Source organism: Providencia sp. PROV255 (genome assembly GCF_028478065.1).
Classification (GTDB): domain Bacteria; phylum Pseudomonadota; class Gammaproteobacteria; order Enterobacterales; family Enterobacteriaceae; genus Providencia; species Providencia rettgeri.
Genome location: NZ_JAMPMI010000003.1, coordinates 211,161 through 232,677, shown reverse-complemented (window position 1 = coordinate 232,677; position 21,517 = coordinate 211,161). Strand labels below are relative to the sequence as shown.

The window sequence follows — 21,517 nt, the reverse complement described above, 5'->3', positions numbered from 1 at the left end:
AAGGATAAAACAAATGAGCCAATATCAAGAAATTTATACCAAAATTAGTGACATGATCTGTGACGCAAAAGATTTAGAAGCAGAAGAGCTGAATGCGGAGATGACTTTAGTCCAGTTAGAGTTCGATAGCTTAGATTATGTTGAACTTATGGTGCTGGTTAAACGTGACTTTAATGTTGCTTTAGATGCGGAATTTTTCCTAGAACATCCAGAAATTTCGGTGAAAGCGTTGTGTGAACATATTGATAAGGAGTCGAAATCTTAAAATGGCAAATAATCAATGGATACTCGTGACGGGAGGAAGCCGAGGAATTGGACTTGCACTGGTTAGCGAATTGCGACGCCATTGGAATGTGGTTTTTACTGGGCGTAGCGTTGATGGTGTTAATGAAACTCAAGCGAATCTTGAAAACCCCGATTTAGATACATGGGTGAAAGGATCCCCGTGTGATGGTAAAAATGAAGCCCAAGTTGATGCGCTTTCTAGCTCGTTATTGGAACAATTTGGAGCGCCTACGGCGATTATTCATAATGCAGGTATCACTAGGGATGCCTTACATATTCATCAAGATGCTGAAATCTGGCGAGACGTGCTAGAGAACAACGTCATTTCCGTGATGAATTGGCACCGTAAATTATTACCTGCCATGTTGATGGCGGGGAGTGGCTCAATCGTATTGATGTCATCAATTACTGGGTTAAAAGGCAATATTGGTCAAACAGCTTATGCGGCGAGTAAATCGGCGATGATGGGGTTGACGCGTTCATTGGCTCATGAAGTTGGGCGTTTTGGATTACGTGTGAATTGTATTGCTCCGGGGCTTATTGATAGTGATATGACCCGTGCAATGCCTGAAGCTAAATTAAAAGCTATGTGCCAAAACATCCCTTTACGTCGCTTAGGGCAACCTCAAGAAGTGGCAGATCTAGTTGAATTTTTGATTGGTAATAACAGCCAGTACCTAACCGGGCAAACATTGGTCTTAGATGGTGGGTTAACGGCATAATCGACAGTTTAAGTGCTGTTAAAAGAAAAAAGTCACTAGATAAGGTTAGTTTCTATGTTTCCCCTTAAACGCTTTAGTCAATTTTCGTTTAAGGGGATTTTTTATGGATAGAGACTCGGAAATAAATGAAAAACAGTAAACTCAAGTTAAAGAAGAATGGAATTATATTTATTTCAATTTAATTCATAATTAAATATTAAAAATAATTATTTTAATTTTAGTCTGGCTTGAATGACTCGATATAACGTATCAAAACCACACAATTTGTATTGGATTGTTGATCGTGCACAATGCCCTACCAAGCCTCAGCGATAGAATGGTCTTTGAGAGTAGATAAATAAATTAAAGATAAAAATAAATTTCAGAAAACCATTTTAAAACGCTGAAGCAATGTAAAGTGAGGCAGATATGAGTAAAGCATTATCTGAGGGAGTACTCCAATCGGAGATCAGCCGCAGGAAGCTAATGCAAACCAGTACCGTCGGGGGACTCGCACTTGCAAGTGGAGCGCTAAGTTTACCTTTTAATAGTGTTGCTAATACCAGTGAAACCGCATCCAAAACAACCATACCTGAAGAGAAAATAGTTTGGAGCGCATGTACTGTTAACTGTGGGAGTCGCTGCCCACTGCGTATGCATGTGGTTGATGGTGAAATCAAATATGTCGAAACCGATAATACCGGAGATGATGTTTACGGCAATAATCACCAAGTTAAAGCCTGTTTACGTGGTCGCTCAATGCGCCGTCGTGTCTATAACCCTGACCGCTTGAAATACCCAATGTTGCGCGTTGGGGCGCGTGGTGAAGGTAAATTCAAACAAATCAGTTGGGATGAAGCCTACGATCTAATCAGTGGTAACCTAAAACGAATTATTGCCGATTATGGTAATGAAGCAGTGTATTTGAACTATGGTACTGGCACATTAGGTGGCACAGTCGCACGTTCATGGCCGCCAGCGAATTCACCCATCGCCCGTTTGATGAACTGTATGGGCGGCTATTTAAACCATTACGGAACCTACAGTACGGCACAAATCAGCTGTGCAATGCCGTATACCTATGGTAGCGGAGCGGGTAATAGCGTTTCCGATATCGAAAACTCAAAGCTGGTGGTTCTCTTCGGTAACAACCCTGCAGAAACCCGTATGAGCGGTGGTGGGATTACTTATCAATTAGAACAAGCTCGTGAGCGTTCTAATGCAAGAATGATAGTGATCGACCCGCGTTATACTGATACAGCAGCAGGGCGTGAAGATGAGTGGATCCCAATCCGCCCAGGAACAGACGCCGCATTAGTGGCAGGGATCGCCCATGTGTTGATCACTGAAGATATGGTTGATCAACCCTTCTTAGACCAATATTGTGTAGGTTATGATGAGAAAACCCTGCCAGCAGATGCCCCGAAAAACAGCCACTATAAAGCGTATATTTTAGGCCAAGGGGATGATGGCGTAGAAAAAACACCACAATGGGCTGCGCAGATTACCGGTATTCCGGCTGATAAAATCATTAAACTCGCGCGTGAAATCGGTTCTGCAAAACCTGCGTATATTAGCCAAGGTTGGGGGCCGCAACGTCATTCGAATGGTGAACAAACCGCACGTGCGATTGCGATGTTACCGATTTTAACCGGTAATGTTGGCATCAATGGTGGTAATACAGGGGCTCGTGAAGGGAATTATGATATTCCATTTGAGCGGATGCCAACGTTAGAAAACCCAGTCAAAGCAAGCATTTCCGTATTTTTATGGACTGATGCAATAGAGCGCGGCCCAGAAATGACCGCAACTCATGATGGCGTACGCGGCAAAGATAAACTGGATGTTCCGATTAAGTTTATTTGGAACTACGCCAGCAACAGCTTAATTAATCAACACTCTGATATTAATAAAACGCATGACATTCTTCAGGATGATAAAAAATGCGAAATGATAGTAGTGATTGATAACCATATGACCGCCTCAGCGAAATATGCGGATTTAGTCCTACCAGATTGCACCGCCTCTGAACAAATGGATTTTTGTTTGGATGGTGCCGCCAGTAATATGGGGTATGTCATTTTCGCCAGCCAAGCTATCGAACCGCGTTTTGAGAGTAAAACAGTGTATGAAATGTGTACACAAATTGCGCGTCGCATGGGCGTTGAAGAGAAATTCACCGAAGGGCGAACCCAAGAAGAGTGGCTACGCCATTTGTATGAAATCTCACGACAAAAGTTACCTGAGCTACCTGATTTTGAGACATTCCAGCAGCAAGGAATTTATAAAAAAATGGACCCGCAAGGGCATTTTGTAGCACACAAAGCCTTCCGTGAAGACCCTATTGGTAATCCATTAAATACCCCGTCAGGAAAGATTGAGATCTATTCATCTCGCTTAGCGGATATTGCGAAAACATGGACTCTAGCGGAAGGTGATTTGATATCAGCACTTCCAATGTATTCCCCAGGCTTTGAAAGCCATGATGATAAGCTCACCGAAAAATACCCACTGCAATTGAGTGGTTTTCACTATAAATCACGAGTTCACTCCACCTACGGTAACGTTGATGTGATCAAGGCGGCTTGTTTACAAGAGATGTGGATCAACCCTATTGATGCAAAACGTCGCAATATTAAAGATGGCGACATGGTACGAATTTACAACGATAGAGGGGAAGTACAGATCACTGCCAAAGTGACTCCACGCATCATCCCAGGCGTTGTCGCAATGGGGGAAGGGGCTTGGTACGCACCTGATGAAAACAAGGTAGACCATGGTGGTAGCCTAAACGTCCTGACGACTCAACGCCCGTCACCGTTAGCGAAAGGTAATCCGCAACACAGTAATTTGGTTGAAGTGGCAAGGGTATAGGGGGATAAATCATGACAACACAATATGGTTTTTATATTGATTCCGCACGGTGTACGGGATGCAAAACATGTGAGTTAGCGTGTAAGGACTACAAAAATTTATCTCCTGCGGTGAATTTTAGGCGCATTTATGAATATGCAGGGGGAGATTGGCAAGAAGATAACGGTGTGTGGCATCAAAACGTATTTAGTTATTATTTGTCGATTTCATGCAACCACTGCGAAGACCCTGCTTGTGTCAAAGTGTGCCCAAGCGGCGCGATGCACAAACGTGAAGATGGCTTTGTCGTTGTAGATGAAAGCGTGTGTATTGGCTGCCGCTATTGTCATATGGCTTGCCCATATGGTGCACCGCAATTTGATAGCGAAAAAGGACATATGACCAAGTGCGATGGTTGCTATGAGCGTGTTGCAGTTGGTAAAAAACCGATTTGTGCCGAGTCTTGCCCATTGCGTGCATTAGACTTTGGCCCCATTGATGAATTACGTGAAAAACATGGCAATTTGGCCGAGATTGCGCCACTACCTGAAGCGCACTATACCAAGCCCAATCTTGTCATTAAACCAAATGCCAATAGTCGCCCTGTCAATGATACGACAGGCCATTTAGCCAATCCTCGGGAGGTATAACATGGGCAATGGATTACATGAATGGCCGCTAATTTTATTTACGGTATTAGGCCAAAGTATTGCAGGTGGTGTGATTGTAACGGGGCTTGCATGGTTATCGACAGACGATAAACCCCAAAAACAGCGTATTGTGAATGCGATGTTGGCATTATGGGTATTGATGGGCTTAGGTTTTCTCGCTTCTATGATGCATATGGGCTCACCGATGCGTGCATTTAACTCGATGAACCGTGTATTTGCCTCGTCACTGAGTAACGAAGTGTTATTCGGCTCTATTTTCTTTGCTTTAGGTGGTTTATGGTGGTTGTTCTCCGCAATCAAAAAGATGCCAACAGGACTCGATAAGGTGTGGTTAATCATCACCATGTTGATGGGATTGCTATTTGTTTGGGCAATGACACGAGTTTATATGATAAGCACAGTACCGACATGGAACACGCCACATACCACTATCGGCTTCTTTATGACTCTGTTTGTTGTGGGGCCAATTTTAGGTACTTTACTATTACGAGTTGCTAAATTTCCATTTAATAGTGGTAAATTAGCGGCAATTAGTGTCGTTGCTTATATCGTGACTATTGCATCAGTACTACTGCAAAGTGGTGAGATTGCGCTTATCACCACCTCAGTACAGAAAGCTGTGGATTTAGTCCCTGACTTTGGTGTTTTACAAGTGGTACGCATCGTGGTGACAAGTATTGGGCTGTTGTTATGGATTTTGCCTGTTGTGCGACAAAATCAGCCTTCGGTTTTGAGCTTACTTCTTGGTACCGTGCTGGTACTGGTTGGTGAATTTATCGGTCGTGGGCTATTCTATGGTTTACATATGACAGTCGGCATGGCTGTAGCTTAATTAGTAAACTTTCAGCGCAGGGTGTGATTTCCCTGCGCTGATAATTTCAGAGACAATCAATATGCAACAAGCGCACTTTCTTGAATACGTCGCAGTGACAGGGCGGGTTTTGGGATCTTTATTTTATTTCTCCCCAGAGAATGAAAACAATACAGAAATTATCGCGATTTTACAGGAGCCGACTTGGCATAACGAATGGCCATTTGCTTTACCTTCCTTAGTAAAAATTAGCCAGCTTTTGCAATCCAGTGCTCAGGGGAATGAACCACTGAGTGAAGCATGGCAGCGCTTGTTTATTGGGCCTTATGCTTTACCTGCTCCCCCTTGGGGTTCGGTTTGGCTAGATAAAGAAAAGATTGTTTTTGGCGACTCAACCGTTGAATTGCGTCAGTGGATGCGTATTAAAGGTGTTGAACCCGTAACGACACAAAAAGAGCCTGAAGACCACTTTGGGTTGATTTTGATGTTAGCGGCTTGGCTGGCTGAGCAAAATCGCAGAGCAGATTTAGAAGAGTTGCTCGCTTGGCACTTATTACCTTGGTCGGCACATTTTCTCGAAGTATTGATAGATTCGGCTAACAGCGATTTTTACCGCGCATTGGCGATATTATCGAAAGAAACACTGGATGGGTATCAACAGCAATTGACTTTACCTATATCAGAGAAAAACGTGTACCTCACCAGAAATAGTACCCTGTAGCATTCTGTTTTTCATTGGTAATAAATTTATCTAATTCAATTGCCTGCAATAAATCTATGGATAGTGGTACTATTGATTATTGCTGCGATTTTTAGGTGACTAACTCAATATGAATGATGCGCATTTATCTCTGATCCAACAACTTTGTACCCGTCTTGCTGAAATAGACAATACACCTTTGTATGTAAAATTTGCTGAAACGGTGAAATTTGCTGTGCGAACAGGGGTTTTGCATCAAGGTGATATGCTACCCAGTGAAAGGGAATTAGGTCAGCAGACAGGGGTGTCACGTATTACCGTTCGAAAAGCGTTAGAGCTACTTGAACAAGAAGGCGTTATCATTCGGTCACAAGGTTATGGCACCCAAATTAGTGATAAGTTTGAGTATTCACTCAAAGAAGCTAAAGGTTTTTCACAGCAAGTTGTTTTACTTGGAAAAAAACCAAACACACTTTGGGTCAATAAAAGTATCGTGCCTTGTTCACAGGAGGTGGCAGAGTCACTAGCGCTCCCCATCAATAGTAATGTATTTATGTTAAAACGTATTCGCTATGTGGATGAACAGCCGGTCTCTATTGAGGAGTCATATGTTCCTATTGGGCTGATTGGTGATGTCGATGATATTGGCTTATCTTTGTACGATTATTTTCGCAGCCAAAATATTTATCCTACACGAACAAAGAGCAAGGTGAGTGCTCGAATGCCAGATGAAGACTTCCAAACGCACATTAAATTGGAAAAGACCGTACCTATTTTAGTGATTAAGCAGGTGGCTTTCGACCATAAAAATGTGCCCATTGAATACAGTTTTAATCAGTGTCGCAGTGATATGTATGTATTTGTCTCTGAAGAGTAAAAAAGAGGCTAGGCCTCTTTTTTCTCTGATGATTAATATTGCTGTAAATATGCGGTGAGTTGCTCAGACGAAGGCGCACAATCCCCTCCGCGATGGCTAACTACATAGGATGCGACAGCATTTCCGAGTAACACGGCGTCTTCTAGTGCCCAGCCGGACGCCAATGCCGCAATCACGCCTCCTGTATGGCTATCTCCTGCTCCAATGGTATCGACAACGGTGGTTTCAAATGGTGCCACCCAGCCTGATGAACGACCACTTTCTTGAAAGAACGCGCCTTCTTTGTCGACTCTAACAATCACGGGAACTAAAAATTGAGAATGCCAAATATTGGCTAATGCTTCTGTATCCATTCCTTGATGCGCGATATCAGGGAATAATGTGACGATATGTTCGACTTCTTGGCGGTTCAACGAAATGATTGGTTTTAAAGCCATTAATCGTAATAATTGTGTTTTCGAAAGGTCGGCGATCCGAGGGCCAAAATCGATAAATAAAGTGACGTTATCGGAGAGCGACTCCAGCCATGAAAGCAGAGTTTCGCCACATTTTGCGGCTAGTTGGTAGCCAGAAAGATAGATGATAGTGTTAGATGTAATTCGCAATTCATCTAGGGTTTGGCGTTCCCATTGGTTTTCTACACCGCTAATTGAAAGAAATGTCCTTTCTCCATCGGGTTCAACCAAGGCTAAACACCAGCCATTATCACCTTTATTCGTTTCTATAACGGAACTCACACCTTTTTTATTGAGTTGGTTGCGGATGATATCTGCCCATACACCTTGCCCAATAGGTAATGCATTGAGAGACTGGATACCAAGACGCTGCAAGGCCACCGCAATATTCAGAGCACATCCACCGATATTGACACTCTGCTGGTGCAATTCGATATCACTTCCGCGATAAGGCAGTGAATATGCATCTGCAATCACATCAATAACGGCAGCGCCAATTAGGCAGACAGGACGATGCTCCGCTTGCAATGGAAGATGGGCAATAAGTTCAGCAGTTTTCATAAGCTTTTTCTCTTGCAGTTCTCAATGCCATAAAGGCTTGGCTATACTGTGTAAAATCAAGTTGATTCACATCATCTAATTGTTTTTTGAGCTGTTTATCGATGGCATCAACGCCATGGAGGGCGCCACAAATGGCGGTGGCCATTGCCCCTATGGTATCGGTATCCCCCCCTAAATTAGCACACAGAATGGCACAGCGGTTGGGATCAGTTTCCGCTAATTCAACCATAGCAATGGCGGCAGGAACTGACTCAATGGTGCTCGTACCAGCGCCAACGAGTTGATAAAGCTGTTCCATTGCTTGCTCGGCGCCAATCGTGTTTTTCACCGTGTGTAAAGCAAGTTCAATACGTGCAGCTATTGATGGGCTAAAGGTTGTGACATGCTTTTCTTGTGCTAGCTTCGCAATAGCAGGTAATTGGTCGCGAATTTGCGGCCAATTTTCGCCATCTATCGCTTTAGAAATTGCCCAAGCAATAGCGACCGCCCCCGCAATTGCCACATCCGATTTATGCGTTGGCGATGAGGCGAGTGTAATTTCATCAATAAATTCATCAATAGAATGAGTTGGCAGCAAACAACCGAGTGGGGAAACTCGCATTGCGGCACCATTTGTCATGCCATTGTTTTCTAACTGAGAAATCGGAGTCCCTTGTTTTATTGCCTTTAATGCAATTTTAGAGGTCGGCCCTAAGACATTTTTATTAAAGGCATCAAATTGCTCTGCCCATTTTAAAATATTACGGCCAATAAGTTCAGGACTCACTTTGCCATCACATTCTATAATCGCGTCCGCAAGTGCGAGCGCCATTGAGGTATCATCTGTAAATTCTGCCGTATTGAAGTAGCAAGCTGCATTATTTTCTTTTGGCCCAGGTAAGAAGCGGTCTATCCAACCAAAATGTGCTTTAACACGAGAGCGAGGCCATAATTCAGAAGGCATTCCCATTGCATCACCTAAGGCTTGGCCATAAAACGTGCCTAAAATACGGTTCTCTTTGTTCATTATAATTCCTTCAATTTTGGCTAAAAACAGCGCCCTTATGTGTTGGCAGTCGGTCAATAAAGGCGTTTAATTAATGATTGCTTAACTAATTGGATGTGGGTTTTATGCCACTTTTATTAATATCAATTTCTTGAATATCACGGCTCGACTCTTTAAACATCAACATGAAAACAACCGTGATTACGACGATCATAGCAGCGCCGAAGCCCCACATACCGGCCCAGTTAAAGGTCTGGCCGTTGACAGGTTCACCGTAAGAAAAAAGTTTTTCCATCATTTGCCCACCTAGGCTATAACCCAGTAAGCTACCAAAGCCTTGGCAACAGAGAGTAATTAAGCCTTGAGCCGCTGTTCGCATATGCACAGGCGTCTTTTTGTCGACATAAATATATGCGGTGACATAGTAAAAATCGTAGCTAACACCGTGTAATAAAATACCGAGGAAGAGTAATCCGTAGGTGAATAGGTGGTCTGCATCGCCATAGATAAAGAAAGCATAACGGATAGCTGCAGTGATTAAACCAAGAAGTAATACCTTTTTGATACCAAAACGTTTAGTAAAGAAGGGCAAAGCAAGCATGAAGAAGATTTCAGAGAATTGCCCCAAGGTCATCCATCCGGTGGCATTTTTCATCCCAACTTCAGTAAGGTAGCCGTTAGCAAAAATATAGTAAAAAGCTAAAGGCATGGCGAAGAGGAATGAACACACGAAAAATACTAAGAAATTACGGTCTCTTAACAGCACAATGGCATCCAATCCGAGCATGACTTTAATACTCATTTTGCCAGTTCCTTTTGGTGGGGTGTCTGGCAAGAAATAGGTAAAAAAGCCCAGTAAAGCGGAGCTAGCGGCTGTCACTAAGAGCGGGATATTAGTCGCAGAAATATCACCAAAGCCCATCATGGAAGGTAAAAATCCACATGCAATGCCTGATGCAATCCAGCCGATAGTCCCCATTACACGAATACGAGGATAGTCACGTTCCACATCTTCCACATTGGAAAAAGCGATACTATTGGTGAGCGCAATGGTTGGCATATAAGTCAATGCATACGCCAAGAGTAGAGGGAAAAAGCTAGAAAATTCAGTTTGCTGAGCTGCGAAAAACATAAAGACTGCCCCTGCAAACATCAGTACCGCCAGGACTTTTTGCGCGGCAAAAAATCGGTCAGTAATTGAGCCTACAAGGATGGGAGAGATAATTGCAGCAATGGCTGTACAGGCGTAAGACCATGCTATTTGAGAAGGGGTGAAGCCACTTTTATTCAAAAATAGCCATAAGGGAACAAACCAAGCCCCCCATATAAACCATTCAATGAACATCATGAATGAGAGTTTTGCTGTTGTTTTTTTCATCTTTCATTCCTTTATACGGCTAATTATAGGTATTGTAGGGTACAGCAATGACAATACCACTTAATAATACCTTTTAAATACCATTCAATGAAAACTTTGAGCTAGTTAACATTGTTTCGTATAAATTGGGAAACTGGGATCGTTTAAGTAATAACACAGTGGGAAATAGATACGCGATAACGTGAATTGCTTTGAATATAGGTTAAGTCGGGGTTGTAGGTAGCCTATACGGCAGTTTAAATAAAAAAATAGCACCGCTATTATTTGAGCGGTGCTATTGGTTTTTCATATCAATTAGCTATTGATATTTACTGTTGTGATTCACCTTGTTGTACATACGGTGTATACACACCCGTTAAGCTTTCAAGAAAGGCAACAATATCATCGACATCTTTTTGTGGCAGTTCTTTACCGACTTGATAACGCAGCATCAGTTTCACTGCTTCATCTAAGGTAGCCACATCTCCACGGTGGAAGTATGGCGCGGTTAATTCAACATTTCTCAGTGTTGGGACTTTTTGGCGTAACTTATCGCGCTCATCAGAGGTGACATTCATGCGACCAATATCTTGTGCGGTAATTTCACCGAACTCATAGTTTTTTTTCAGGCCCAGAGGTTCGAAGGAACGACCACCTAAGATCACGCCACCATGGCAGGTTGCACATTTGTTCTCTTTAAATAACTGGTAACCATGGAGCTGTTGTGCGGTTAATGCAGTTTTGTCGCCTCTTAACCAATTATCAAACGGAGAGTCTGGGGTGATTAAGGTTTTTTCGAACTCAGCAATCGCATCTGTGATGGTGTCACCCGTAAACCCTTCTGGGTAAACTGCATTAAAATCTTGTTTTAAGACAGGGTCTTTATCCAATTTTTCAATGATTTCATCCCATGATTTTGATGCCATTTCGATAGGATTTAATGGTGGGCCACCGGCTTGCGCTTGTAAATCAGGCGCTCTACCATCCCAAAATTGCTCGACATTAAATACAGAGTTAAACACCGTTGGCGCATTGATTGGGCCTACTGCGCCACCAACACCAATTGATGTTTTACGGCCATCAACACCACCTGCATTGAGTGCGTGGCAGTGCGCACAAGAAATCGTGCTATCCCCTGACAGGCGCGCATCATGATACAAGCGGAAACCTAATGCGACTTTTGCATCATCAACATCCAGTGATTTTGGAATTGGTTGAATTGGTTCGTTACGGTGCTCAGCAGCGGTATCTTGGCTGGCATAGTGCTCTTCTCGCTGTTTAGCTATCCAATTCAAAAGGCTATTACGCTCTTCATCACTGACGCTACTTGCCCAATGAAGTGCAACATAACGAGTTGGCGGCATGGTATGGTTCTGCATAACCCACTCAATTTTATTTAATTCACTTTGTGGTACAGGTTCTCCTGCGATGAGTGCAGCGCGAGCAGCCTCAAGGTTGAATGATTTATAACCTAGCTGAATATCGTATTCCATCAGTTGCTTAGCAATGGGGAACGATGCGTAGGCAGGTAAATCAGTTGACGGCGTGTGACAGTAATCGCATCCCTTTTCAGCGAAGAATTTGAGAACTTGATTATTTTCTGCAATTTTAGATGTCTGAATGTCATTATTTTCTCTTCGTTGATTATCGTGATACCACACATATCCAGATAACCCAAAATAACCGAGTAAAAGCAAAAATATGACAGCGACCGTAATGCGAGTAAGTTTTTTCATTACACTATCCTTGAAAGATTGCGGTCAAATATATTTAAATATTTTTTAATTAATATAATTCTACAGCCGGACTATCATGTATAAATAAGGTCGAGAGGTTCTTGATTTTTATCAATGATGGCCATCGGTTTAAGCAATTGCTGAAATAAGATTTGCCTATCAATAAGAAAAAAGTTAAAAATTAAACTTATAATTAATTTTTATTTAATTGAATTTAAAGGGTATTGTTTGTTTCTGATCTTATTGTAATAAATTTTTAGTTCAATTTAATTGGTGGGTATTTATAAATAATAAATTCTGAATTATTCAAATAAATTAAGTAAAACTAATCAAAAAATTTAGTTTTATACTTTTTTAATTGTTGTGGAATAAATGCATATTATAAAATGAGTAAAATATAAATTATTCAAGAAAGCAATATTCGGAAAAATTATTGATTTTAGATAACTATAATATTAGTAAATGAAAAGTAATGATCTACATCATCATTTTTGTGCTTTCACCATTTTGTCATAAAATAAACATATTGTTGTTATGAGTCTGACTTAAGTTCGTCGTAACTCAGTTAGGAGATAGCATTATGTTTAGTGTCGATACCCTGCTGCACGATATTTTTCCTCATCAAACACCAGGCAAATGGAAACGTCGTTTATTAAAAAAGCTGCTGTTTGAACAAGAATTTCACCAATTTGCCCAAGATTATCCGCACTTAAAGGGCTTGGATCTTATTGAACAAATCATGGAGTTCTTTGATATTTCTTGCGAAATGGTTGAGGGAGACTTAGAAAATATTCCAACTCAAGGTCCTGTTGTCTTAGTTGCTAACCACCCGATAGGCTTACTCGATGGTCTTGCACTATTACGTGCAGTTGCTGCCGTTCGTCCTGATGTCAAAATCGTGGCAAATCAGTTCCTCAATTATATAGAGCCACTAAAAAGCTTATTTATTTCAGTGGACAACATGAATAACCGAACCAGTCGGCAGCAAGTTGAAGCAATACAACGGCATTTGGACAAACAAGGGGCATTAATTGTGTTTCCTGCGGGTGAAGTCTCTCGGTTTGGCCGTAAAGGGGTTCGTGATGGCCACTGGCGTACAGGTTTTTTGCGTTTAGCCGCAAAGGCCAGAGCACCTATTGTCCCCATTCATATTCAAGGGCGAAATAGCCATTTATTCTATTTAACCTCGTTGGTTTACAAGCCGTTATCGACTTTAATGTTAGTCAGGGAAATGTTTAAGCAGCGAGGAAAAAGATTAAAAATTCGTATTGGTGGCAGCATCCCATTTATTCATTGGCATGATGGCCATACAGCGGCTCATGAGCTAGCAGGGCGCTTTCGTCGCCATGTCTATTTGTTGGGAAAAGGTAAGGAAGGGCTATTTACCAGCGAATCACCAATTGCTTTACCAGAAGACAGAATTGAATTAAAAAAAGCGTTGGTGGCATGTGAGCGGCTAGGAACATCCCCTGATGGGAAAGCGATTTACCTTTATCACCGAAACCAAGAAGTAAGGTCGCCGATTTTGCGAGAAATAGGGCGATTACGCGAAATTGCATTTCGTGCTGTAGGGGAAGGCTCAGGTAAGCGCCGTGATTTAGACAGCTATGATAACGATTATTATCATCTGGTATTATGGGATGAAAGTGAACTTGATATTGTAGGGGCTTATCGGTTTATACCCACTAAAAAGCAAATTGAGACCAAAGGTTTGCAGGGTATTTACAGCTCTAGCTTATTTCATTATGACCAAGCCATGATGCCAATATTAGCGCAAGGTATTGAGCTTGGTCGGAGCTTTATTCAGCCTAAATATTGGGGAAAACGGGGTTTAGATTATTTATGGTTAGGTATTGGCGCGTATTTGGCGAAATACCCACAATATCGCTATCTTTTTGGTCCTGTATCTATGTCTGGCTCAATGCCGATTGCGGCGCGTGACTTACTGATTACTTTTTATCGGCTCTATTTTTCGGCGCAACACAGCATTGCACAGTCACATCAGCCGTATCCAGCTTCTTTGCCACAGGTATTAGCCCAATTTTCAGGGGGCAATTACCACGAAGATTTAGTTAAATTGAAAAGCTTACTCAATAACATTGGCTGTTCAATTCCGACGCTTTATAAGCAATATACTGAATTATGCGAGCCGGGTGGCGTACAGTTTATGGATTTCGGTACAGACCCCGCATTCAATGATTGTATCGATGGCTTGGTACTGGTGGACTTAACCAAATTAAAACCCGCACGTTATCAGCGATATATAGGGGTACATTTGGTTTCACAAGAAGAGTATAAAGGGCAAGTGGAAGAGGGGGACTAACCCTCTTTCACTATTGGGCCATTAAGGTACAGGAACGGCTTTGCTTTTATAGGTAACTATCAGTTAATAAAGTTATTATTGGCAGTTCTTGCTGTGCTTTATTTATTTAACATTCATATTAGTAATGTGTTTGCTAATTGAAAGAAAACAAAATAACTGCATTAGCGTTAAACTTACCTGCAGATGTGAACTTACCTGTTGTGGTTGCCTTAAAATTAAGTGGTGCTATTTGCCCTCTAGCAACGCTCTTATTATTGATATCCAGTGAAACTTGATTGACTGAAATATCAACAGGAAGATTACTTAAATAGGGAGTAGCTAATAAGCTAGCCCTTATATCAACAATATTGGTGCAGCTAAAAGCCCCTGTAGCTTCTCCAGACCAAGAGCCATTTTGGCCACTAACTGCGGAACCCAGATCAATACTCGTAGGGAAGCTAAAATTACAAGAAGTGTTTGATGGCGGTACTACCCCACAGGCAGCACTAGGCAATAAAGTGCCATAAGAAGTTCCCCAAGTTGAGATTTGAAAAACTTGGAACCCGTAACAAACCGATGAGAAGTCTGTATTTGGATAATTACCCCACATGCCAGTAACTGTTTGTGTATTGGCGGTGCCGTATTGTAGTTTCCAAGCATTAAAAGCATCCAGTGCCGTCCCATTATTGCGGATGATGACTTTTTGTTGCATGCCATAGGGTAAATTTATACCTCCAAATGTTTTAGGATCAGCGCTAGATCCCCGGTAATCATATGGGCCAACGGTTACAACACAACCTGATGGATTAAAGCAAATTACACTATTGCTATCTTCATTAGGCCATCCCCATTGAATAGTAACATCATTACCATTTCTTTGAGTAAATGCGCCCCAACTTACAGAATAAGCATTTATATTATAAATAAAGATTGATACAGTAATAAAAATTATTTTTATTACTGTAGCTTTATAATCGCGAATTATTGCTGAGATTTTCATTTTTGAATACCTATGATTTAAATGTAGCTTTTATACTTTTAGTTGTATTCTAAAAAGAATGTTAACGTTGATATAAATGTTCCATATGAAATTGTTTTATTTGCTAATGCAGAATGCTCTCCTTGGATAAAGGCTTTAAGTTTTATTTCGTTATTACCTGCTGACAATTTTTGTGTGTGATCTTTTTTGTTTATATCGATTTTTTCTCCAGTATCTGTTTCTAAACCAATAGCAATACCATTAGCTTGGCTTGCTGGGTCTAGTGCAAGATATCCAGGTAAAAAAGAGTTTTCATTGCCATTAAATGAAGCATTAATTTCACGACCTAAAGATAAGTCACAGTTAATTAATCGAATACTAAATGATTCACTTAGCGTGCGGCTATTTAAATAAAGATATTTATCTGCGATTGTTCCGAAATCTAATGTAATTAGTTCATCTCCGGGATATAGGTCACAAGTATCTTCAACAAATATACCATCAAAATTAATTGTTTCGGCCATAGATGGTAAGGAGTAGCATATAAATACTGTTAAAAATAATAAATTATAATATTTTATTGTCGAGAACATCATAATTCCTATTGAAATGTAATGGTTAATGTCGCTGTAGCATTGAATGTGTCTCCAATAAGTTTAGTTCCTGCTTTTTTGACAATAACAGCGGATAAAGCGGGTAATGTCTTTTGATCAATTACAAATGCTTTATTTAAAGTGATAGGTTGTCCATCCTTTTGAATTTGGATACCTACATTATTTCCATTTTGATCAGATTTAACTTGCAGTGTTGCATCATCAAAACCTGCACCTGCTGCTATACCAGATAATGTTAAAGAGATATTCCAAGGTTGTGTTAGATCGCCATCGCAAATAAGTTCATAAGGAATTTTTTCCTTATAGTGTATTCCATCAACCTTATTAACACCGACTTTACCAAATGAAACTTTGATAGGATCGCTATGACTTAATCGACATTTTGGCGGTATAATTAACGAACCATCAAATCCCCAATTAGCATAGGTTATATTTGCTAAGAATATTAAAAGAAAACAACATATCTGATACTGAATTTTATTATTTATTGAGTTGTTTTTCATTATTGATAGTCCACATTAAGAGTTGCTAGTGCAGTGAAATCTCCGCCATCGGAACCATCAAAACTTGTTGCAACATTTTGTACAGGACTAACCTCTAATGATGGTAATTCTAAATAATTAAAATTTATTTTTTTATTAATATCTTGTTTTATACCATTAATATAGAAGCTTAATCCTAGCTTTGGGTTACTGGTCTTGAGAATGCCATTATTAAAATTACTAGGGTCACCTTGAATACTTAACGTTAGGTTATTCATGGCTAAATTAGTGCAAGTTAATTCAAAAGGTAATTTATGTTTATAATTTACTCCATCAATCCTGCTTAATAAGATATCTCCAAAATGAATCATTGATTTTTGACTGTTATTTAAAATGCATTCAGGAGGCGTGATAATTAGATTTCCATTAAACTCCACAGTGAGTGAAGATGAATAAGAAAAAGCACTAAAAACTATTAATATATATAAAAATTTAATTTTCATATTGGCTCTTAATTTATTGATATTCAATTGTCATAATCATTTCTGCATTAAAATCCCCAGCGTCACTTAGCATTGAACCACTTGGTTTTATGGGAACAGCATAAATAGAGGGCATAGCACCATAAATAAAATGAATATTTGAATTGTTGGATACTATATTATTATCTTGATAAATGGCGATACCAAGGTTATCTCTATTCGTTTTTATTGCATCAACACCATTAACTCTAAAGTTAGTCCAACTCAATTTCATTTTTAATAGATTAGTAGATAAATTTGTGCATTGTAAATTGTAGTTAACATTCGTTTTTTTATATGATGCCCCATCGATTAAATCTTGCTGGACATCGCCAAAGTCAACATTTAATGTATTTCCTCCTACAAAACTACAATTAGGGGGTTCTATGACTGTAATTGTTAAACCAATAGAAGCCATTGAAGCGCTGGCTGTATTAAAACATATTAATATAGAAATAATGCTAATAAAAACTTGCGATTTAAATAATAGGTATTGATATGATGGTTTCATATTTTTATCCTAGTCATAGACTAATTGGAATCTTATATTTGCTTGATAGTTACCAGCATTAAAATGACTATTAATTCTCACCGGAGTAATGTAATAGGTTAATTTATTATTGCCCATTGATAATAGTTTTGGCCTAGTAAAAACACCTGGTTTAATTTTTTTAAAATTTTCATCATTTAACTCAAGAGCAATGCCTTCAGCACCATTTACTTTTATTAATTTGCTATCTGTATTATCTGATACAGCAAGAAAACGAATTCTTACGGCTGGTATGTCAGAGCTCCAAGTTATATTACCTTGTTGATCATGATTACGACTTTCACTCCTTAAACAATCTTCTAATTGAATATTAAAAGGAACAGGTGTGCCTTTATGCCCTAGAAATTTAAATGCTGAAGAACTATTTGTGCCCAAATCTACTGTTTGAAATGCAGATTGCGTGGCTAATCTACATGCACTTTCGGTAAGCACACCTCTAACCTGTAAAACACCATTGGCACCATCAACATCCCAATTATCAACTTTACCAATATCAGTAGCTAATGTCTGAAAGGCAAGTGTACTGAAAATAATCCCTATTAAAGGAGCGCTATAACTCACTATTTTACTCATACCTTCCTCTATTACTATTTGATAGATAGATTATTTATTACTTGGAGATACCTTGCATTCATTTGCTTGGCAGTTAAAACTAAGATTAGGACGGCCACCATAGTCATTGATATATGTTAGTACTGGGGTATTACCTAATGTTGCAACATCGACACCTAACGGCTGGCTATTTTTGGGAGCGATCATAATTGGCTCGAAGCCTTTTACGGTATCACCTTTAATTTTCTTTGCTGCATCAATAATGGTTATATAATAAGGCGTCGGATTAAATGCAATATATTTGCCGCCTTGCTGTTTTAAAACCAATTTTTCTTGCCATGGGTTATCGATATCATTCTTAGTTGGAATGATAGGTGTTGGCCTATAAAAAAGTTTTATTCGTGTTTGTAATGCAAGTTGCAACGTATTTGCTTTATCACTTCTCGGTGGAATCTCACGTAAATTAAAATAATATACTGACTCAATATCTTGCGGTAATTTTTCTATGCTAGCTAAGGGTTGAATTCTTATTTGACTTTTATCTCCAGGCTCAACACGTTGTACTGGAGGTAAAACAGTAAATGGATCATTAATTTTTTCACCCTGTGCATTTTCAATCCAACCTTGAGCAAGATAAGGTAATGTTTTATTTTCATTACTAATATTCAGGCTAATCGATTTCTCATTACCATTAATAATTGCACGAGTGCGATCTAAGGAGATAGCCGCATTTGCTGTCGATATACTCATCAAAAAAATAGCTGCCAATATAACTTTATAACTATTAACTAATTTTTGGTTAGGATGGGTATCCTTTTTATTTATATTTAATTTTTTCATAAACGATATAATCTCTTTAAGTTTAATTTGATAAAATATATTATTGCTTACTTTATTGGTTTAAATAACTAGCATTAATGGTTTTATAATGACATGTGTGAAATGTTATTTTATACATGGTAATAGTAATGTATTTGCTAAATTTATTTCTGATGAAACACTATCCGGTAATGTTATATTGCACTGTATTTCATTATCCCAAGAAATATTCAATTTTTCTTTAGGATTTAAACCTGATAAATAAACGCTACCTTCATCACTAATTATTCCAACTTGCTGTTTACGTGCATTTAATACAATAGCGCCAAATGGAGGAGCACTATTATCCGATAAACGAATAGTCGCCATTGCGCTGTTACCTGTTATAACATCAAACTGGCGATAGCCAATAGCGCCTTCTGTCAATGTCCCTTGTTTTACAGAATGGGTAATTTCTGCCTTATTAGGTAAAAGATTCAAATCCACATTAATATTGCTACGGTAATAGCTATTAACATCAGCAATGACAGCTTTGCCAAAATAATTTGACCGTGTCACAATTCCATTACCACGCAAAGGGATGTTCGGGACACCACTGGTGTCAACAAAAACACGCGAAGCACCCAATTGGTTACTTCTATGGAGTGCTACCCCATGTTGTGTTGCCGTTAATCCACCTTGTATTGATAGCCCGGCGGAACGGTAACGATTCTGTTGGTATGTCGCATTTGCATTAACCTGAGCCATATCACCTTGATATGTATAGTACCCGCCAATAATTGCTCCTGACCGTGCGACCCCAGTATTAATTTGGTAGTTACTACGCTCATTAATGCGGTCATAATAATTTATATTCTGCGTTGTATTACTTTTATCCCAGCTACTGTTAAAACTGACTGTAGAGGTTTCACCCCAAGGCACAGATAACGCAATATAAACGCCATCATCATTTGTGTTTTGGTAGCTAGTACGGAATGCTGTCAAGTTAACGCTTAAATTTTTAAATTTTCCGAGATCAAAATATTTAGCTAATGATAAACTATAGCGGTTATTATCGGGTTGATTCCAATATGTCTGGTGGTAAAAATTTAAGTATGTGCTCAATCCACTGTCGCTAAACTGTTGATTATAAGAAATGGTATACATCTCTTTGCTATTATATTGTCGAACGCCACTCATTTTTGCATTGAGGTATTCAGACATACTCATAAAGTCTTTTTCTGAAAAACGATAACCCGCAAAGGTAACTTGGCTGTTAAAATATTCAAAACGCTTTGAATAACTCAATCTATAAGAGTTTCCGTTATAACTCGTTTCGTTATTTGAAGTGATTTCTTTAATTTTTGCATGTGTTCTTGTCGCATCAAATGAAAGAGCTCCAAATTGCATGAGATCGCGACCAATTCCCAACGTTGCTGAGATATATTTTTGTGAAGCAATCGTGCCACCATATAAAGACCAACCATTATTAATTCCCCACGAATACTCGCCGCTAGCGAAATTATCACCATTAATTCGATGATTGGAATCACTAGGTCGCCCTGCAGCAATTTTATAACGAACTTGCCCTGGTCGAGTAAGGTAGGGAATACTCGAGGTATTTACTGTAAAAGTTTGCGTTTTACCATTTTGTTCCTCTACTCTTACATCTAATTCACCCGATAAAGCATCATTGAGATCTTGAATGCGAAAGGGGCCAGCAGCAACTTGAGTTTGGTAAATAGTGCGGCCTTGTTGGCTAATAATAACGGTTGCATTACTATTGGCCACTCCTGTAACTTCAGGAGCATATCCCCTTAAATTGGGGGGCAACATATTAATATCAGTAACTAAACTGAGCCCTGTGAATCTAAAACTGTCGAAAATATCGGAATTTAAATAAGATTCACCAAATGTTAGCTTTGCTCCTAATGATTTGATATCCCGAAAAATATAAAAACGATTCCAATCAAAAGAATGTGTTGACTCAGAAGATGGACGCTTCTCAAACCGCGTTTGCCAATCAGCTCTGAATCTCCATGGACCTAAATTTATTCCTGCCACTCCGTTACCATTAGTGGTATAGCTTGTACTTTGGTGACTACGTATCTGTTGATTCGCTTGCGCGTTTAGATTGTAATCAAATAAAGCTCCCGATATACCATCTTCCCAACGAGTGGGTGGATCCCAATTATCTGCTGTATATTCTAAATAGGCTTGAGGAATATTAATATATAGCGTTGATGTCGATAAATCGGCCTTTGTAGTTGCACCAGATAAGCTGTTTAAATCTAGGCAGGAGTCATTATGCCACCAGGTCAACGATGATAATATTTTGGGCTTTAGTCCAAACTTATCAACTAAGCTGGGATCTAAACATACTTTACTGTCATCAATATCTTCATCTGAGTTATAATAAAAAATACTTTGCTCAGATAATATATTCTTGTTTACATGAACACTAAAAGTGTATTCTCCTGGCATAAAATAACCAGTTTTAGAGAAACGGCTTAGATCAATATTAGCACGATCATTTATATCTAAAATATCTGTATTAAATTCTATATTAGTAGAGGCGAATCCAGTATTACAGATGATAGTTATCATGCCAGCTAATATATATAATCGATTAGCTGATGATAATTTAATATGGATTTTATGATGCGCCATTATACTTGACCTTATTCAAACTCATTTATAATAAGAGAAGGTGTCTCCTATTTGGAA

Annotated in this window: 20 protein-coding genes; 8 read left to right on the top strand and 12 right to left on the bottom strand. The window is 39.4% G+C overall.

Annotation, left to right across the window (positions count from 1 at the left end; all coding sequences use genetic code 11):
• Positions 1-13: 13 nt before the first annotated feature.
• The 7 genes from PR725_RS02490 to PR725_RS02460 all read left to right on the top strand — a co-directional run bounded on the left by PR725_RS02490 (position 14) and on the right by PR725_RS02460 (position 6,898).
• Positions 14-265: an acyl carrier protein gene (locus tag PR725_RS02490; RefSeq protein ID WP_004907686.1), complete on the top strand. Its 252-nt coding sequence runs from the start codon at positions 14-16 to the stop codon at positions 263-265.
• Position 266: 1 nt separating this feature from the next.
• Positions 267-1,007 carry an SDR family NAD(P)-dependent oxidoreductase gene (locus PR725_RS02485; protein ID WP_109912775.1) on the top strand — a complete coding sequence of 247 codons (741 nt, stop codon included), beginning with the start codon at positions 267-269 and terminating at the stop codon, positions 1,005-1,007.
• Between the two features lie 408 nt (positions 1,008-1,415).
• The gene (locus PR725_RS02480) at positions 1,416-3,860 is read left to right on the top strand and encodes a DMSO/selenate family reductase complex A subunit (protein WP_109912774.1); all 2,445 of its coding nucleotides are present in this window, start codon (positions 1,416-1,418) and stop codon (positions 3,858-3,860) included.
• 11 nt (positions 3,861-3,871) lie between these two features.
• Entirely contained in the window at positions 3,872-4,489 is a 618-nt protein-coding gene (locus PR725_RS02475; RefSeq protein WP_004907698.1) for a DMSO/selenate family reductase complex B subunit, read from the top strand.
• A gap of 1 nt (position 4,490) precedes the next feature.
• On the top strand, positions 4,491-5,342 hold the full coding sequence (locus tag PR725_RS02470; RefSeq protein ID WP_196719623.1) for a DmsC/YnfH family molybdoenzyme membrane anchor subunit: 852 nt from the start codon (positions 4,491-4,493) through the stop codon (positions 5,340-5,342).
• 61 nt (positions 5,343-5,403) lie between these two features.
• A complete protein-coding gene (gene dmsD, locus PR725_RS02465; RefSeq protein ID WP_240105582.1) occupies positions 5,404-6,042 on the top strand; it encodes a Tat proofreading chaperone DmsD in 639 nt (212 codons plus the stop codon).
• Between the two features lie 109 nt (positions 6,043-6,151).
• Positions 6,152-6,898, top strand: a complete 747-nt coding sequence (locus PR725_RS02460) for a GntR family transcriptional regulator (protein WP_004907708.1) — start codon at positions 6,152-6,154, stop codon at positions 6,896-6,898.
• A 32-nt stretch (positions 6,899-6,930) separates the two neighbouring features.
• Here the strand turns inward: PR725_RS02460 and PR725_RS02455 are convergent, their stop codons facing one another.
• The 4 genes from PR725_RS02455 to PR725_RS02440 all read right to left on the bottom strand — a co-directional run bounded on the left by PR725_RS02455 (position 6,931) and on the right by PR725_RS02440 (position 11,992).
• Positions 6,931-7,914: a PfkB family carbohydrate kinase gene (locus tag PR725_RS02455; protein WP_210782432.1), complete on the bottom strand. Its 984-nt coding sequence runs from the start codon at positions 7,912-7,914 to the stop codon at positions 6,931-6,933.
• Positions 7,901-8,920 carry an ADP-ribosylglycohydrolase family protein gene (locus PR725_RS02450; RefSeq protein ID WP_004907711.1) on the bottom strand — a complete coding sequence of 340 codons (1,020 nt, stop codon included), beginning with the start codon at positions 8,918-8,920 and terminating at the stop codon, positions 7,901-7,903. Before PR725_RS02450 ends, PR725_RS02455 begins: the two co-directional genes overlap by 14 nt.
• Positions 8,921-9,005: 85 nt before the next feature.
• The gene (locus PR725_RS02445; protein WP_004907714.1) at positions 9,006-10,277 is read right to left on the bottom strand and encodes a nucleoside permease; all 1,272 of its coding nucleotides are present in this window, start codon (positions 10,275-10,277) and stop codon (positions 9,006-9,008) included.
• A gap of 308 nt (positions 10,278-10,585) precedes the next feature.
• Positions 10,586-11,992: a cytochrome-c peroxidase gene (locus tag PR725_RS02440; protein WP_272567422.1), complete on the bottom strand. Its 1,407-nt coding sequence runs from the start codon at positions 11,990-11,992 to the stop codon at positions 10,586-10,588.
• Between the two features lie 580 nt (positions 11,993-12,572).
• Between PR725_RS02440 and PR725_RS02435 the strand changes: the two genes are divergently transcribed.
• Positions 12,573-14,315, top strand: coding sequence for a lysophospholipid acyltransferase family protein (locus PR725_RS02435; protein WP_272567420.1), 1,743 nt, complete (start codon positions 12,573-12,575; stop codon positions 14,313-14,315).
• A gap of 133 nt (positions 14,316-14,448) precedes the next feature.
• Here the strand turns inward: PR725_RS02435 and PR725_RS02430 are convergent, their stop codons facing one another.
• The 8 genes from PR725_RS02430 to PR725_RS02395 all read right to left on the bottom strand — a co-directional run bounded on the left by PR725_RS02430 (position 14,449) and on the right by PR725_RS02395 (position 21,460).
• A complete protein-coding gene (locus PR725_RS02430) occupies positions 14,449-15,294 on the bottom strand; it encodes a hypothetical protein (protein ID WP_109912767.1) in 846 nt (281 codons plus the stop codon).
• A gap of 38 nt (positions 15,295-15,332) precedes the next feature.
• Positions 15,333-15,797 (bottom strand): fimbrial protein, encoded by a 465-nt coding sequence (locus tag PR725_RS02425; RefSeq protein ID WP_227024194.1) that lies wholly within the window; start codon positions 15,795-15,797, stop codon positions 15,333-15,335.
• 77 nt (positions 15,798-15,874) lie between these two features.
• Positions 15,875-16,390, bottom strand: a complete 516-nt coding sequence (locus PR725_RS02420) for a fimbrial protein (RefSeq protein WP_110731623.1) — start codon at positions 16,388-16,390, stop codon at positions 15,875-15,877.
• Positions 16,390-16,872 carry a fimbrial protein gene (locus PR725_RS02415; RefSeq protein WP_227024195.1) on the bottom strand — a complete coding sequence of 161 codons (483 nt, stop codon included), beginning with the start codon at positions 16,870-16,872 and terminating at the stop codon, positions 16,390-16,392. The genes PR725_RS02420 and PR725_RS02415 overlap by 1 nt, the downstream gene beginning before the upstream one ends.
• 13 nt (positions 16,873-16,885) lie before the next feature.
• Positions 16,886-17,401, bottom strand: a complete 516-nt coding sequence (locus tag PR725_RS02410) for a fimbrial protein (protein WP_227024196.1) — start codon at positions 17,399-17,401, stop codon at positions 16,886-16,888.
• A 9-nt stretch (positions 17,402-17,410) separates the two neighbouring features.
• Positions 17,411-18,013 carry a fimbrial protein gene (locus PR725_RS02405; RefSeq protein ID WP_110731624.1) on the bottom strand — a complete coding sequence of 201 codons (603 nt, stop codon included), beginning with the start codon at positions 18,011-18,013 and terminating at the stop codon, positions 17,411-17,413.
• 30 nt (positions 18,014-18,043) lie between these two features.
• Positions 18,044-18,832, bottom strand: coding sequence for a fimbria/pilus periplasmic chaperone (locus PR725_RS02400; RefSeq protein ID WP_109912762.1), 789 nt, complete (start codon positions 18,830-18,832; stop codon positions 18,044-18,046).
• 105 nt (positions 18,833-18,937) lie between these two features.
• Positions 18,938-21,460: an outer membrane usher protein gene (locus tag PR725_RS02395; protein ID WP_162598846.1), complete on the bottom strand. Its 2,523-nt coding sequence runs from the start codon at positions 21,458-21,460 to the stop codon at positions 18,938-18,940.
• Positions 21,461-21,517: the final 57 nt, after the last annotated feature.